Below are 16,036 nucleotides of genomic sequence, written 5' to 3'. Positions count from 1 at the left end.
AAATAAACTGTAATGATAATTGCTCTCAATAGTGTATCTGAGCTTTTTCATGGACAGCGCGACTGACGGCCAGCAACAGCTTCACCTCCTGTACCGCGACCATCACGGCTGGCTGCAAGGCTGGCTGCGCAAGCGCCTGGGCGATCGCGAGCACGCGGCTGACGTGGCGCAGGACACCTTCCTGCGTCTGTTGGTGTCCGGGCGTTTCCCCGGCGACAAGGAAAGCCGCAGCTACCTGGCGCAGATTGCCCGCAACCTGGTGATCGACCAGTGGCGGCGCCTGCGCATCGAGCGCGCCTACCTGGAAAGCATCGCGCACCTGCCCGAGCCGGAGTCGCCTTCCCTGGAAACCCGCGCGCTGATCCTTGAAACCCTGATGCAGATCGACGCCATGCTCGACCGCATGCCCGATAACGTGCGCCAGGCGTTTTTGCTGTCGCAGTTCGAAGGCCTGAGTTATGCACAGGTCGCGGAGCGCTTGGGCGTCTCCCTCAGCTCGGTGCAGAAGTACATGACCCGCGCCATCGTCGCCTGCTACCAAGTGGCCTACGCCGAATGAGACACGACGCACCTATCGCCCCGGCGATTGTCGAGCAGGCCAGCGAATGGCTGATGCTGCAATGGGGCGGCGACCTGCAAGGCGAACAACGCCTGGCCTTTGCCCGTTGGCAGGCCGCCGACCCGGAGCATCGCCGTGCCTGGCAGCGCTTGCAGCAGCTGCAGCAAACCCTCGGCAGCGTGCCCGCCGACAGCGCCCGCGCGGTGTTGCGCGACACACCGGACACGCAGCGCCGCGCTGCGCTCAAGCTGCTCGGCGTGCTGTTGGTGGCCGGTGGCAGCGGCTACCTGGTGCAACGCAGCGAACCTTGGCACGCCGCCTTCGCCGAATACCGCACCCGCACCGGCGAGATTCGCCACGTTACCCTCAGCGATGGCACGCGCCTGGACCTCAACAGCGACAGCTCGGTCGACCTGCGTTTCAGCGCCAACGAGCGACGTATCCGCCTCATCCGAGGCGAAATCCTATTGACCAGCGGCCACGACCCCGTCCGCCCATTGATCGTTGAAACCCCAGCTGGCGACGTGCAGGCGCTGGGCACCCGTTTTGCGGTGCGCGAACTGCCCGATGGCAGCCGTGTCGACCTGTACGAAGGCCGCGTTCGCGTGACGCCGTTACATGGCGCAGCCGTGCAGATGAACGCCGGTGACAGCCTGTGGTTTAACCAACGCCAAAGCTCGGCGTTGGCAGCGGTGAGCGCCAATGCCAGCAGTTGGACCGAGCACCGTCTGATTGCCGAGCGCCAGCCGTTGGGCGAATTCGTGGCACAGCTGAGTCGTTACCGTCCGGGGCTGCTGCGGTGTGATCAAGCGGTGGCGGGGCTGCTGTTGACTGGCGTGTTTCCGCTCAACGATACCGACGCCATCCTCGCCGCGCTGGAGCGCTCGTTGCCGGTACAGGTGCAAGCGGTCACGCGCTACTGGGTGACGATCAAGGCACGGGCCTGAAAATTTTTTCACCTGCGCTTGTCGGTTTTTGCGTCCCGTTCGGGATACCTCTTGAAAGCCATTCAAGAAGCGATCTCACGGGGAGTCCTGCAATGCCGCACCACCCAATCCAACCCTTCGCCCGCGCCCTGCGCCGTGGCTTGTTTGTCAGCCTGTTGGCGACGGTGCCGATGGTGCCGACGCTGGTCCATGCCGAAGAAAGTACCGAGGCGCTGCGCAGCTACAACATCCCGGCCGGTAGCCTCGACCAGGCACTGAACCGCTTTGCCAGCGCGTCGGGCATTTTGCTGTCGGTTGACGCGACGCTGACCGAAGGCAAGCGCAGTGCGGGCCTGCAAGGGCGCTATGGGGTCGGATCGGGTCTGGAGCGGCTGCTGGCGGGCAGCGGCCTAATGGCGATGCAATCCCAGGGCGGTTGGTCGTTGCAGGCGGCTTCCAACGGCGGGCCTTTGCAACTGGGCGCCACCCAGATCAGCGGCCAGCAAACCCAGGAAAATGCCTGGGGGCCGGTGGACGGTATTGTCGCCACGCGCAGTGCATCGGGCAGCAAGACCGATTCGGCACTGGTGGAAATTCCCCAGACCATCAACGTGATCACCGCCGCCGAGATCAAGGCGCGCGGCGCGCAAAGCGTGACCCAGGCGTTGCTCTACACCCCGGGCATGAGCGCGGGTGGTTTCGCCGATCGGGTGAAGCTGTTCGATGAGCCGACCTCTCGCGGCTTCTCGCCTACGCCCCTGTACCTCGACGGTCTGCACTTGCCTTATGGCGGCGGCAGTACCGGCGGCGCGTTGCAGATCGAGCCGTATTCCCTGGAACGCATCGAAGTGCTCAAGGGCCCGGCCTCCGTGCTGTACGGGCAGAACCAGCCCGGCGGCATCGTCAACATGGTCAGCAAGCGCCCCAGCGAAACGCCGATCCACCAAGTGGTACTGGAAGCGGGCACCTACGAGCACAAAAGCGCGGCCATCGACCTGAGCGGTCCACTGGATGAGCAAGGACAATTTCTGTATCGCCTGACCGGCCTGGCCAATGACGGCCAGGACGAAATCAACTACGTCGAAAACAAACGCCAGTTCATCGCGCCGAGCCTCACCTGGCGGCCGAACGATGACACCAGCGTGACGGTGTTCGCGCAGTACCAGAAAGACAAAGGCGTGCCCGAAGCCCAGGGTTTACCGGCGTCCGGCACGCTGTGGGCAAACCCCAATGGCAAGATCAAGCGCGACCTGTTCATCGGCGAGCCTGGCGTCAACCAGTACAACCGCGAGCAATACGCACTGGGTTACGAGATTTCCCATCGCCTGAATGACACATGGACCCTCAAGCAAAACGCACGTTATGCCGAGGTCGACGACCGCTACACCGCGCCGTTGCACGGCTACCGTTTCGTCGCCAACCCGGCCACTGGCGTACAGGATCAACGCTACCTGCAACGCTTCGGTGTGGACTGGGCGCAGAACAACAAAGTGTTTGGCGTGGACAGCATTGCCCAGGCGGAATTTGATACCGGTGCCTTCTCTCATACGATGATCTTCGGCCTGGACTACTACCATTCCAATTCGCTGTTCCACGGCTTGTACGACCGCAACCCGCCGATCATCGACCTGTTCAAGCCGGTCTACGGCCAGCGCCTGAATTTCGGCCAACCGTACCGCTGGGACCGCACCATCACCCAGACCGGCCTGTACGTGCAGGACCAGATCAAGTGGGACAAATGGGCGCTGGTACTGGGCGGGCGCTACGACTGGGCTAACGTCGTCAATAAAGAGCCCCTGACCGACACCCGCTTCGCCAGCAAAGACCAGGCCTTCACGGGCCGTGCGGGCCTGGTGTACCTGTTTGATAACGGCCTGGCGCCGTTTGTCAGCTACACGGAGTCCTTCCTGCCACTGGCCGGCACTGACGCCAACCAGAAGCCATTCGAGCCGTCCACCGGCAACCAATACGAAGTCGGTGTGAAGTACCAACCGCCTGGGCAGAAGAGTTTCGTGCAGGTCTCGGTCTACCAACTGGACCAGGAAAATGTGCTCACCACCAACCCGGTCGACACCACCTTCAGCACCCAAAGCGGTGCCATGCGTTCACGCGGCGTGGAAGTGGAAGCCAAGGCCGTCCTCAGCGATGCCTGGGATATCGTCGCGTCGGCTTCGCGCAACGACATCAAATACACCAAGGACAACGATGGCCGCGAGGGTCGCCACCCGGCCGGCATCTCGCCGCTCACCGCGTCGATGTGGGTCAACTACAGCGTGCTCGGCGACACACCGCTGGCCGGTCTCGGCGCGGGCCTGGGCGTGCGTTACGCTCGCCAGAGCCTGGGTGACTACTACGAAGGCGCCTTTTCCGTGCCTTCCTACAGCGTCTACGACGCCAGCGTGAGCTATGACCTGAGTCGATCGCCGTTGAAACTCAAGGGCGTGAAACTGGCGATGAACGTGCAGAACCTCACCAACAAGACCTACGTGTCGCAGTGCACCAGTAACCTGGATTGCTATTACGGCGAAGGGCGCACGGTGGTGTCGAGCCTGACCTACGACTGGTAACAACCATAACCTGTAGGAGCCGGGGGGACGCCTAGTCCTTGCCGGTTCCTACAGATTGCGTGCATCAAGGGTTTTGCAAAAACACCACATAGCCTCGAAACCACTCGCTGTCCTTCAGATACTCCGGCTCTTCCCACTCCCCGGCCTGAATCAAGCCAATCTTGAACGGCAACCCCAACCGGTTCATCCGCGGCAAATACGCCGCGTAATCCGGGATGCTGTGCCGCCCCTGATACGTTTGCACCACCACTTCATCCACCACCCCTTTGAGTTGAGCGATGGCAGCCGGATCAGCGTTGCTGCTCCAGTCCATCAAGCCGGTGATGCTCAGGCGCAGGTCGGCGGGCAGGCGCTGGCGCAGGTCGCGCAGGAAGTCGGCGTATTCATGCAGGTACTGAGTGCGGGCGTCGAAGTCGATCTGAATGCCTACCACCGGATTGCCTGCGTCGCGCCAGCGTTGCACCTGGCCGAACAGTTGGCGGTAGACCTGCTTGGGCCAGTGCAGGGTGTGGGCGCGGTAGACGATCCAGATGTCGCCTTCGGTAAGGCGCGGCACGCTGATGCCTTGGGCAATCATCTGCACGCCGCGCTGGGGCGCGCGGCGCGTGGAGTTGATCTGGCCCTGGAGGATGTACAGGGTTTTCGCCTGCTTGAGCACCGGCTGTGGTGTAACCCCGCTCCACAGCCAGAAGGCGTCATAGTCACGGGCGTCGACGGCGCCGAAGGCCGGGCTTGCCAGCAACAGCAAGCCCAGCCACAGGTGCTTCACCAGTAGTACTGCAGCGATTTGCCCCACTGGGTGTCGGCGTAGCTGGTTTTCAGCTGGCGGAACCAGGCCTTGCGCACGGCCGGTTCCACATCGACGCCGCCGCAACTGTTGTAGCCCGAGGGCCCGTAGCAGTTGATGGCGCGGAACAGGGCGTAGGCCTTGTCATTCTTGGGTGCCTTGGCGTTGCCGATCACCTGTTTGTAGCCGTCCAGGCGCGAGAAGGTTTCACCCTTGAAGTCCGATGCACTGCTGCCCAGGCTGCCGGCGGCGCGCGCCTGTTCCAGTGGCATGCCGTCCAGGCCGTTACGCAGGATGAACTCACCCAGGCAGTTCAGGCCCTGTGGGTGTTTGGCATCGCTCTGCAAGGTCGCGGCGATTTGCGTGATGCTCGGACAGGCGTAGCCGGACTCGGCTTTGTCGCCGCTCCACTGGAACAGCTTCAAGGTCTGGCTGGCGCTGTAGACGTAGCCCAGGCTGGTGCCCAGTTTGTCTTCCGGGGCGGAGGCTGGCAGCTGCTTGAGGTCGTCGGCGAAGGTGGCGTACTGACCGCGCAGCAGGTCTTTGTAGAGCAGCACGAATTGCGCAGTCTGGCGTTCCAGCGGATCGCTGGCCTGGGCGATCTGCTGGCGCAGCAACTCGGGACCGGCGACGTTGCGCAGCAGGATGTAACGTACCTGCTTGGCGCTGATCGGCGAGTCGGCGGCAAACACCTTGGCCAACTGGCCGCTGCGTTCGTAGTTCATGGCCAACGCCAGCTCAAGCTGATCGCGTTGCAACGGCAACTTCGCCAGCGGCAGCAGTTGCAGCCAGAGCGCTTCGGCGCCTTTCCAATCTTGCTTGGCTTCCAGGGCCAGGGCACGCAGGGTTTGTTGGCTGAAGGCAAAGTAATTCAGGCTCGACGGCACGCTCTGGGGCAGTTGTTTCAGCGCGGCGTCTGGCTGATGCTCGGTATACAGCGCAGACACCGCGAGCAAGTAGTCATACAGCTCCGGCGCGCTGGAAAACGCAGCTTTCTGCTTCTCCAGGTCGGTGCGGGAGAGGGCGGGCTGGTTGCCACCGCGCATCACCATCAGGTCGCTGACAAACTGGATCATCGGCGTGCTGACGGTTTCGCTATTGACCATCAACAGCTTGAGGTCGGCTTCCTCCACCAGATCATCCACCGACACATTGCGCTGCGCGTCCGTTGCCTCGGTCATTGCCCAGCCGAAGGCCTCGGCGAGCTTGGTGTTGTCACCTGCCAACCAATAAACACGGCGCAACAGGCCACGGGCGGAGGCCAGGTAGTCGCCCTGTGGGTAAGTTTTCAGGTAACCGAGAAAGCCTTCCTCGGCATGGCTCAGGGCGGACTTATCCACATGCTCGAGCTGCGGCATGCCGTATTCGTCAAAGGCTTCGGCCTGGGCCTGGTTCAAAGACGTGCGCGCAGTCATATACAGCGCGGTTTCCTTCAGCCAAGGCACGTGGCTGGCGCTGGCGGCGGCAAAACCGCGCTCAGCGTCACCGAAGCGACCGCTGTAGAAGTCGGCGGCGGCTTGCAGGTAGGTACGGAACAGTTGGCCGTCGTTGGACTGGATCTGCTGGGCGTCCACCACCTGGCCTTCCCACGAACAGGCTGTGAGCAGTTGCAGACGCGCTTTTATCAGCAGCTCACGCTCAGCAGCCGGCATGTCGGCCTTGATCACCTGGCTGATGAACGCCGTGGCGCTGTCATCATCGTTGCTGCGGCAACGGCTGCCCTCGCCAGTCAGGAACGCTTCGCCTGCGGTCTTGTACTCGTCGCGCTGGATGCCCAGGGGCTTGAGCAGGGTGTCGAGTTCGGCGGTGCGTGAATTGTCCGGCTTGTTGTCGGGCTCATCGTTTGTCGCGGGGATAGGCGCCAGGCGATAGACCGGGAACGGCACCGGGCCGAAGCCCTGGGACAGATCATCTTCGCTCAGAGCATTGGGCGTGAGCGGTTCGGCCTGTTTGTCCGCCAGCAGCAGGCGCAGGTTGACGCGACTGTCGTTGCCGGGGCTGAGGAAGGGCAGGTTACTGCAGGAATCGAGGCTGTCACGCGAGACGCGCCAATCGGGGTAACACGAGTCGTCAGAGCTGGCCTGGGCCTGTTGGGTGATGCCGGCAAGCAGTGCCAGTGCCAGGGGTGACAGAAAACCGATGCGCATGACGTGTCCTTGATCCTGAGTCCTTGGAGGGGGGCAATAATAGCGTGTTCCTACGGTTGCTTCGGAGAAGCCCTGCACAAATTACTGATTTGTCCGATTCCAGCAGCCAGCCTGGATCTTTTGTCCTAGAGTGGCGGTGTTTGCGCTTGGGTAATCGGGGGAATCGAGGTGCGTCGGTCTGTGGTAGAGCAAAACGAAAAGGTCGGGACGTTACCCGCGCTCAATCGCCTCAGTTGGGAAGGTGCTGGCTGGATCAGCCGTCTCTGGTGGGTGCCGATCCTGACGCTGGCCATGGCCCTGCGTTTTTACAACCTGACATCGGCGGCGATTTGGGGCGACGAGGCCTCTAGCCTGCTGCTCAGCGAATACGCCCTGGGCGACCTGTGGTTCCACGCGGCACACGACGTGCACCCGCCGTTGTATTTTTTCCTGCTGCGCGGCTGGATCGAACTGTTCGGCGACAGCATCTGGTCGATTCGCGGCATGAGTGCCATTCCCGGCGTGGTCGTCGTGGGCTTGGGCATCTGGCTGACGCGGCAACTGTCCACCCGCCGTGCGGCGGTGCTGGCGGGGATACTGCTGGCGCTGTTGCCGACGGCGGTGCGCTACAGCCAGGAAGTGCGCATGTATTCGCTGCTGGGTGTGTGGCTGCTGGGCGCCACGCTGGCGCTGGTTTACTGGGTACGCCAACCTGAGCGCACGCGGTATCTGGCGGTGTATGTCGTATTGATGACGGCCGGTTTCTACACCCATTACTTCACTGCGCTATGCGTGTTGGTGCATTGGGCTTACCTGGGCATGCTGAGTGTCACGATGCCGCGCGACCAACGCCTGATCACGCGCCCGGCCTGGTGGGTGGCCAACGCCACGATTGTGCTGTTGTACCTGCCTTGGCTGCCGAATCTGCTGGACTTGGTGCAGCATGTCGAACAGCTCAAGGTGGGCGGTGATATTGGCTGGGAAGAGCCGGTCAGCCTGTTCTCCCTGCCGTCGATGATCTGGCAATTCGTACTGCAGGATGAAGGTGTCGGTTTCTGGTCGCCGCTGTTCTGGCTGTTCCCGTTGCTGCTGGTGGCTGTCGTCGTTGCCACCGCTTGGCGCGACCGCGACCGCTATCGGCCGGCCGGCCTGTTGGCGCTGTTTTTCCTGTTGCCACTGCTGTTGGTCTACGGGGTGTCGTTTATTTCCCCAGTGTTTATCGAGCGTTACCTGACGGTGTACGCCCTGGGCTTGCCGATCCTGCTGGCGATGGCCATCGATCGCCTGCCATCACGGTTTTCATTGCTGGGGGCAGCACTGTTCGTGCTGTTTGTCGGTGTGGAACTGGTGGGCTTGAAGAACAACTTCACCGTGGACGAACACGACCAATTCAACGTGCCGGTGGAGTTCGTCAACCGCAACTATCAGGAAGACGACCGCATCGTCCTCAGCGACATGATGTGGTACCTCAGCTACGTGTATTACGACCAGACCGACGCCCAGTTGCAGCTCTACACCCCGCCCAAACCCGACGGCACGCCCACCCGGCCGAATGCCTATGGCTTCGGCACCCTGGTAGACCAGGATGGCGGGCGCATCTACCTCGACCACCTTTCGGCACTGCCCGCCGAGACCCGCCGCGTGTGGCTGATCAGTAGCAACGAAGCCCCCGACGATTTCGCCCCGCTCCCCGAAGGCTGGCGCGAACTCAGTCGCCAGGATGGCGGCGGCGCGCGGGCGCGATTGTTCGTGCTGTGCAACGTACCGTCGGCACAACCCGAGGGCTGCCGCTAGACTGGGTTGACACTTTTCTATCAGGAGCCCGCCATGGAATCGCCCGTGCATAGCTTGCAGTCACTGTTCAAACAGCTGGGTTTGCCGGATGAGCCGGTGAATATCGAGAAATTTGTGGCGGTGCATTCGCCGCTCAAGCCGGAGTTGAAACTGGCGGATGCGTTTTTCTGGACGGACAGCCAGAAGGCGTTTTTGCGCGAGGAGATTCTGGAGGATGCGGATTGGGCTGAAGTGGTGGATGAGCTGAATTTGATGTTGCGGGGTGGGCGAGGGGTGTAAAAAAAACTTTGCTGAAACACGATAATGTAAAAAAAATGGTGAGAGGTAAAAAAACTGGGCTTTAATCGCTCAAGTGAATTTTTTCTGGGGAAGCTCACCTTGGCGACAGTCGGATATGCCCATCTCTGCGAATCGCTGGATTTAAAGGTCATCCCGCCTCACCGCGTCGCGATGATTAAACCCGTGACCAGAATCACCTTGATCGGCAACTGCCTGGCGGTTCCGCATGCCGTCGCACCTGCGCAACATGCCCTGTTTGAGCACGTGCTGTTCGCACTCAAGCATGAGGGTGTGAATCTCGCCATACTTGCCCAGGTTTTTGAACGTCTTGGTCCGGAGCCATTTTTGGCGGGTTTGGCGGAATCCCCCCATGGCGCCTTTATCCGTAAAGCCTGTTATTTGTGGGAAGGATTTACCGGGCGCGCGCTTGATTACGCACTACCTGTTCGGGGGCGTGTTGTTGCCTTGTTTGATCCCGAGCGCTATGTGACTGGCCCAAGCATCCGCAACAGTCGTTGGCGAATTGATTTTAATGGCCTGGGCTCTCTGCATTACTGCGCGACTGTGGAGAGAACGCCTGAGTTAGAGACGTTGTTGGCGCTTGATGTGTTGGGTCGCGCCAGATCTTTCATGGCAACCCTGCCTCCAGAAATGATGGACCGCGCGATCCAGGGGGCCTATCTCCACGAAACCCGCGATTCATTTGCTATCGAAAAAGAACAGCCCAGTGAAGAAAAATCCCGACGCTTTGTCCAGCTTTTACGCCAGGCTCACGAAGGGCGGCTGCTGACAGAGGACTACTTGGTCGAGCTGCAAAACAGCACCGTCTCCAACCCGTTCGACAAAGCCGTCGCATTCCGCCATGAACAAAACCACCTGCACAACGGCCTGCGTGGTGCAGCGGGTGTCAGCTATGTACCACCTGCTGCGGCGCTCTGTCAGGACCTGATGGAAGAATTGATGGCGTTCGCCAACCAGCCTGTGAGAGAGGTTGATCCATTGGTGGCGGCTGCCGTCACTGCTTTCGGCTTTGTGTTCCTGCATCCATTCATGGACGGTAATGGGCGCCTGTCTCGCTTCCTGATCCACCAAACACTCTGCCACTACGGCGCGCTGGAGAACGGGCTGCTGCTGCCTGTTTCCGTTGCGATGAAGCACGAAGAGGCGGCCTATCTGGAGGCGCTCAAGGCGTTCTCCCAACCCACGCGGGAATTCTGGAGCGTGACTTGGCTGGATGGCGATGAAATGGCCTTCGAGTTCATCGGCCACCCGTCGATTTACCGCTACTGGGACGCCACCCGCTGTGTCGAATTCACCCTGCAAATGGCTCGACGCGCATTGGAAGTGGAACTGCGTGAAGAAACCGAATTTCTCGACCGCTACGACCGCGTGATCAAGGCCGTGAACCAGCGTTATGACGTGCGCGGCAGTGATCTGTCGAAGCTGGTGATGATGTGCCTGGATAACGAGGGCAAGGTTTCGAAGCATCGGCGCAAGCAGTTTCAGTACAGCGTGGCGGAGGAGGTGTTTGAGTTTATCGAGGAGGAGACCCAGAGGTTAATCGGGGAGTAATAGGGCGCTTGGAAATGTTGGGCGAAATCCAACACCGCCTGGACGCCCAGGCGAACAGCAGTCCTGAAACCTAAATTGATCGAACTGTGGGAGCTGGCTGCTTGCGATTGCGAAGTGCCAGTCGGCCTCTATCTCGACTGGACGACAACCTCGCAGGCATTTTGCATCGTCAGAAAATGCTGCATCCGCCCCCAAACCCGCTTTACTTAGCCCTACCACCACCCATCCGCTAAATTGTTTCAAAACTTGACGCATTTTGATCCATCCACCATATTGATAGTTAGCAAACTAACTGTATGCGAACTATCCAGTGCCTCAATCCCTCGAACAACTCCAGATGAACCTCAGCAGCAGCATGGTGGTGGGCGCCCGTAACTGGCGCAAAATCTGCCAGACCACGCTGGTGAGCTATGGCATTTCCGAAGCCTGCGCCGTGCCGCTGTTGATGATCGGCCGCTTGGGCGATGGTGTGCATCAGGTCAAAGTCGCCCAGGCGTCGGGGATGGAAAGCCCGTCGCTGGTGCGCTTGCTCGATCGCCTGTGCACCGACGGTTATGTGTGCCGCACCGAAGACGTGCATGACCGTCGCGCCAAGGCCTTGAGCCTGACCGAGCGCGGCCGCGAGCTGGTGCAAGCGGTGGAAGTGCAATTGGTGCGCCTGCGCAAGGAAGTGCTGGCAGACATGACCCCAGGTGATATGGAAGCCGCGCTGCGTGTACTGCGCGCCTTCGAGGCGGCGTCGCTTTGAACGGATTTTTTACCGGTTTCCCGCCTGCCCGTGATTGGTTCTACGGGGTACGTACCTTCGCGGCGTCGATGATCGCGTTGTATATCGCCATGCTCATGCAAATGCCGCGTCCGTACTGGGCGATGGCCACGGTGTATATCGTCTCCAGCCCGTTTGTCGGCCCTACCAGTTCCAAAGCGCTGTACCGCGCCATCGGCACCTTCATGGGCGCGGCAGCGGCGGTGCTGTTTGTGCCGATGTTCGTGCAATCGCCCTACATGCTGGTGGTGGTGATTGCCTTGTGGACGGGCACGTTGTTGTTTCTGTCCATGCACCTGCGCACCGCCAATAACTACGCGTTGATGCTGGCCGGGTACACCTTGCCGCTGATCGCCTTGCCTGTTGTAGATAACCCGCTGGCGGTGTGGGATGTGGCCGAGGCGCGCACCGAAGAAATCTTCCTCGGCATCGCCGTCGCAGCGGTGGTGGGCGCGATGTTCTGGCCGCGCCGCCTGATGCCGGTGTTCGATGGCTCGGTGGCCAAGTGGTTTGCCGATGCTCAGGTCTACAGCCAACGCTTTCTGACGCGCCAAGTTGAGCCTGAAGAAATCAGCACCTTGCGCGGCGGCATGGTCGCCACCTTCAACACCCTGGAATTGATGATTGGCCAGTTGCCCCACGAAGGCGCGCGGCCGCAGACGGTGCGCAATACCAAGGAGCTGCGCGGGCGCATGATTCACCTGTTGCCGGTCATCGATGCGCTGGATGATGCCGTGTACGCCATCGAGCATCGCGCACCGGAGTTTCTTGATCAGCTCAAGCCTTTGTTGGAAGAAGCCAACGCCTGGCTGGAAAGCACCACCGAGCAAGCGCCCCTGGAACGCTGGCGCGTGCTGCGCGACAAGGTCGACGCCGCTCAACCCCAGGGCGAAGCGCTGGACGACCGGCACACGTTGCTGTTCTCCAACGCGCTCTACCGTCTCGCAGAGTGGATCGACCTGTGGCAAGACTGCCGCAGCCTGCAAGCCGCCATCCAGTGCGAAAGCCAGGACACCTGGCGCGCCGTCTACCGCCATTGGCGCCTGGGCCGGCTCACGCCGTTCCTCGACCGTGGCCTGATGTTCTACTCGGCGTTCTCCACCGTCACCGCAATCATCGTTGCCTCGGTGCTGTGGATCCTGCTCGGTTGGACCGACGGCGGCAGCGCGGTGATCCTGGCCGCCGTCGCCTGCAGCTTCTTTGCCTCGATGGACGATCCGGCGCCGCAGATCTACCGGTTCTTTTTCTGGACCGCCATGTCGGTGCTGTTCGCCAGTCTTTACCTGTTTTTGGTGCTGCCCAACCTGCACGACTTCCCGATGCTGGTGCTGGCGTTTGCCGTGCCGTTTATCTGCATCGGTACCCTCACCGTGCAGCCGCGTTTTTACTTGGGCATGCTGCTGACGTTGGTGAACACCTCGTCGTTCATCAGCATCCAGGGCGCTTATGACGCCGACTTCCTCAACTTCGCCAACGTCAACCTGGCGGGGCCGGTGGGGTTGCTGTTCGCCTTTGTGTGGACGCTGATCGCGCGGCCCTTCGGCGCCGAACTGGCGGCCAAGCGCCTGACCCGTTTCAGCTGGCGCGACATCGTCAGCCTCACCGAGCCCGCGACCCTGGCCGAACACCGGCACATGGCCGCGCAAATGCTCGACCGCCTGATGCAGCACCTGCCGCGCCTGGCCCTGATCAACCAGGACACCGGCACCGCCCTGCGCGATTTGCGCGTGGCGCTGAACCTGCTCGATTTGCTGGCGTACTCGCCGCGCATCCTCGGTGTGCCACGGGTGCTGCTTAACCAAGTCGTCGAGGGCGTGGGCGGTTACTTCAAGGCGTGCCTCAAGGCCGGTGAACGCTTGCCTGCGCCGAGCGGTCTGCTGATGACCCTGGACCGCACGCGCCGCGCCCTCAACGGCCAAGGCCTGCAAGACGAAGACGACACCCGCCTGCATCTTTTGCATGCGCTGGCGGGCTTGCGCCTGTCCCTGCTGCCGGGCGTGGAATTTATTGGCGGCACCGAGATGGAAGCGCCGCTGCCTGATGGAGCGCCTTTATGATCGGTGATCTGGATATCAGCGGGGTGTTCCTGCCCACGCTGCTGGTGCTGATGGGCATTACGTACGTGTTGTTCCTGGTGGTGCACGGGTTGTTGACCCGGCTCCACTTCTATCGCCTGGTCTGGCACCGGGCATTGTTCAATGTGGGGCTCTACGCGCTGTTGCTGGGCGCGGTGGACTCACTCAGTCGATACCTGATGACATGAAAAAACCTTTTTTGACCATCGGCCGTGTAGTCCTCACGTTGTTGATCGTGACGTTTGCGGTCGTCGTGGTGTGGCGCATGGTCATGTACTACATGTTTGCCCCCTGGACCCGTGACGGCCACATCCGTGCCGACATCGTGCAGATTGCTCCGGACGTGTCCGGTTTGATCCAGCGTGTGGACGTGCACGACAACCAGCTGGTGACCAAGGGCCAAGTGCTCTTCGCCGTCGACCAGGACCGCTTCAAGCTGGCCCTGCGCCAAGCCCAGGCCGCCGTGGCCGACCGCCAGGAAACCCTGGCCCAGGCCCAGCGCGAGTACAAGCGTAACCGCGGCCTCGGCAACCTGGTGCCCAGCGAGCAACTGGAAGAAAGCCAGTCCCGCGTCGCCCGTGCCCAGTCGGCCCTGGCCGAAGCCCAGGTGACGGTGGATTCCGCCCAGCTCAACCTCGACCGCTCGGTGATCCGCAGCCCCGTGGACGGTTACGTCAACGACCGCGCGCCGCGCACCCAGGAATTCGTCACCGCCGGGCGTCCGGTGTTGTCGGTGGTGGACAGCAATTCCTTCCATATCGATGGTTATTTCGAAGAGACCAAGCTCGACGGCATCCACGTCGGCATGGCGGTGGACATCCGTGTGATCGGTGACAACGCCCGCCTGCGCGGCCATGTGCAAAGCATCGTTGCCGGTATCGAAGACCGCGACCGCAGCAGTGGCTCCAACCTGTTGCCCAACGTCAATCCGGCGTTCAGCTGGGTGCGCCTGGCCCAGCGGATTCCGGTGCGCATCGCCTTTGATGATGTGCCGGCGGACTTCCGCATGATCGCCGGGCGTACGGCCACCGTCTCGATCATCGGCGATAAGGTTAAAGACGGAGACCAGCCATGAAGCAGCTGTTGGCCACCGCCGCGCTGGGTGTGTTGCTGTCGGCCTGCCAGGCGGTGGGCCCGGATTACTCGCTGCCGGATAAAGCCGCGGTCAATCGTGGCGACCTGCAAGGGCAAATCGCCGGTGAGGGCAACAACGTGGTGTCGACGCCGGTACCGGCCGACTGGTGGAAGTTGTACAAAGACCCGCGCCTGGATGAGCTGGTGCGCCAGGCCATGGCGTCGAACACTGACTTGCGCGTGGCGGCTGCGAACTTGCAGCGTGCGCGTTATCAGACCCAACAAGCTGAATCCGCAGGCGGCTGGAGCCTCGGCGCCAAGGCGGAGGCCCAGCGCCTGCAAGAGTCCGGCGAAGCGTTTTTGCTGGCCGACAAAGTCCCGGTGGGTAACATCGGCAGCGTGGGTATTACCACCTCGTATCAGTTCGATCTGTTCGGCACCTTGCAACGTGGCATCGAAAGCGCCCAGGCCACTGCCGACGCAGCCCAGGCCGCTGCCGATATCGCGCGCATCACCCTGGTGGCCGATGTCGTGCGCTCCTACACCCAAGTGTGTGCAGCGAACGAAGAATTGGCGATTGCCAACGAGTCCCTAAACCTGCAAGCCCAAAGCACCCAGTTGACCCAGCGCTTGCGCGACGCCGGGCGCGGTGATGAAACCCAGGTGACGCGCTCGCAAACCCAATACAAATCCTTGCGCGCCGACATGCCGCGCTACGAAGCGGCGCGCCAGGCCGGTTTGTTCCGCCTGTCGATGTTGCTGGCCAAGCCGGTGGACCAACTGCCCGGGGGCACCGGCACCTGCGCCGAATTGCCCCATATCGCCCAGCTGTTGCCGGTAGGCGACGGCGCCACGCTGCTCAAGCGCCGTCCCGATGTGCGCCAGGCCGAACGTCAACTGGCCGCTGCCACCGCGCGTATCGGCGTGGCCACTGGCGCGCTTTACCCGGATATCAGCATCGGCGCCACGGTGGGCACCGTTGGCCTGCTCGAAAACCTTGGTCAGCCTGCGACCAACCGTTGGGGCTTTGGCCCGATGATCAGTTGGACTGTCCCGACCAACGGCGCCCGCGCGCGCGTCCACGAGGCCGAGGCCGCCACCCAAGGCGCCCTGGCGCACTTTGACGGGGTGGTGCTCAACGCCATCCGTGAAACCCAGACCGGCCTTGCGCAGTACACCGCGCAACTGCAACGCCGCGACGCGTTGGCCGAAGCCGGCGAGTCGGCCAAGGAAGCGGCAGGGCAGACCCATCGCTTCTTCCAGGCTGGCCGCGCATCGTTCCTTGCCGACCTGCAAGCCACCCGCACCTATACCGATGTGCGAGCGCAACTGGCAGCGGCCAACACCCAAGTTGCCATGAGCCAGATCGATCTGTTCCTGGCCTTGGGCGGCGGCTGGGAAAGCGGACGAACGCAACCCGCGCCGGCCAGCAAACCCTGAGCAAATAGCTATGCTTTGACTGGCGGGCTCCCGTGATGGCCCGCCGGTCAACGTTCGCGTTTGCTCATGGG

General features: G+C 61.9%; 13 protein-coding genes. 11 read left to right on the top strand and 2 right to left on the bottom strand.

The genetic code is table 11. The features are described 5' to 3' along the window. Positions 1 to 49: 49 nt before the first annotated feature. The 3 genes from EJ576_RS06215 (at position 50) to EJ576_RS06205 (ending at position 4,052) form a co-directional block, all read left to right on the top strand. Complete coding sequence (locus tag EJ576_RS06215; RefSeq protein ID WP_126569822.1) at positions 50 to 559, top strand: sigma-70 family RNA polymerase sigma factor; 510 nt, start codon at positions 50 to 52, stop codon at positions 557 to 559. Next, positions 556 to 1,506, top strand: a complete 951-nt coding sequence (locus EJ576_RS06210) for a FecR domain-containing protein (RefSeq protein WP_126569821.1) — start codon at positions 556 to 558, stop codon at positions 1,504 to 1,506. The genes EJ576_RS06215 and EJ576_RS06210 overlap by 4 nt, the downstream gene beginning before the upstream one ends. Before the next feature lie 92 nt (positions 1,507 to 1,598). Continuing rightward, positions 1,599 to 4,052, top strand: a complete 2,454-nt coding sequence (locus EJ576_RS06205; RefSeq protein WP_126569819.1) for a TonB-dependent siderophore receptor — start codon at positions 1,599 to 1,601, stop codon at positions 4,050 to 4,052. A 64-nt stretch (positions 4,053 to 4,116) separates the two neighbouring features. On the opposite strand, the gene EJ576_RS06200 is transcribed toward EJ576_RS06205, so the two are convergent. Together EJ576_RS06200 and EJ576_RS06195 are read right to left on the bottom strand one after the other, a co-directional pair. Next, a complete protein-coding gene (locus tag EJ576_RS06200; RefSeq protein WP_371923934.1) occupies positions 4,117 to 4,800 on the bottom strand; it encodes a DUF3142 domain-containing protein in 684 nt (227 codons plus the stop codon). A gap of 17 nt (positions 4,801 to 4,817) precedes the next feature. After that, positions 4,818 to 6,986 carry an outer membrane assembly lipoprotein YfiO gene (locus tag EJ576_RS06195; protein WP_126569815.1) on the bottom strand — a complete coding sequence of 723 codons (2,169 nt, stop codon included), beginning with the start codon at positions 6,984 to 6,986 and terminating at the stop codon, positions 4,818 to 4,820. Between the two features lie 168 nt (positions 6,987 to 7,154). Between EJ576_RS06195 and EJ576_RS06190 the strand changes: the two genes are divergently transcribed. From EJ576_RS06190 to EJ576_RS06155, 8 genes are all read left to right on the top strand, one after another. After that, entirely contained in the window at positions 7,155 to 8,759 is a 1,605-nt protein-coding gene (locus tag EJ576_RS06190) for a glycosyltransferase family 39 protein (protein ID WP_126569814.1), read from the top strand. Between the two features lie 33 nt (positions 8,760 to 8,792). Next, positions 8,793 to 9,038, top strand: coding sequence for a DUF2789 domain-containing protein (locus EJ576_RS06185; RefSeq protein ID WP_126569812.1), 246 nt, complete (start codon positions 8,793 to 8,795; stop codon positions 9,036 to 9,038). A 99-nt stretch (positions 9,039 to 9,137) separates the two neighbouring features. Further along, on the top strand, positions 9,138 to 10,610 hold the full coding sequence (locus EJ576_RS06180; protein WP_126569810.1) for a Fic family protein: 1,473 nt from the start codon (positions 9,138 to 9,140) through the stop codon (positions 10,608 to 10,610). A 337-nt stretch (positions 10,611 to 10,947) separates the two neighbouring features. Continuing rightward, positions 10,948 to 11,358: a MarR family winged helix-turn-helix transcriptional regulator gene (locus EJ576_RS06175; RefSeq protein WP_028615224.1), complete on the top strand. Its 411-nt coding sequence runs from the start codon at positions 10,948 to 10,950 to the stop codon at positions 11,356 to 11,358. Next, on the top strand, positions 11,355 to 13,433 hold the full coding sequence (locus EJ576_RS06170; protein WP_122730208.1) for an FUSC family protein: 2,079 nt from the start codon (positions 11,355 to 11,357) through the stop codon (positions 13,431 to 13,433). The genes EJ576_RS06175 and EJ576_RS06170 overlap by 4 nt, the downstream gene beginning before the upstream one ends. Then, positions 13,430 to 13,639, top strand: a complete 210-nt coding sequence (locus EJ576_RS06165) for a DUF1656 domain-containing protein (RefSeq protein WP_010214247.1) — start codon at positions 13,430 to 13,432, stop codon at positions 13,637 to 13,639. The genes EJ576_RS06170 and EJ576_RS06165 overlap by 4 nt, the downstream gene beginning before the upstream one ends. Next, positions 13,636 to 14,526, top strand: a complete 891-nt coding sequence (locus EJ576_RS06160) for an efflux RND transporter periplasmic adaptor subunit (protein ID WP_028615226.1) — start codon at positions 13,636 to 13,638, stop codon at positions 14,524 to 14,526. Before EJ576_RS06165 ends, EJ576_RS06160 begins: the two co-directional genes overlap by 4 nt. Continuing rightward, positions 14,523 to 15,965, top strand: a complete 1,443-nt coding sequence (locus EJ576_RS06155; RefSeq protein WP_122730212.1) for an efflux transporter outer membrane subunit — start codon at positions 14,523 to 14,525, stop codon at positions 15,963 to 15,965. The genes EJ576_RS06160 and EJ576_RS06155 overlap by 4 nt, the downstream gene beginning before the upstream one ends. Positions 15,966 to 16,036: the final 71 nt, after the last annotated feature.

This window comes from Pseudomonas sp. C 49-2, assembly GCF_003970195.1.
In the GTDB taxonomy this organism is placed as follows: domain Bacteria; phylum Pseudomonadota; class Gammaproteobacteria; order Pseudomonadales; family Pseudomonadaceae; genus Aquipseudomonas; species Aquipseudomonas canadensis.
The sequence above is the reverse complement of the archived record's forward strand: the minus strand, read 5'-3'. Positions and strand labels throughout refer to the sequence as shown.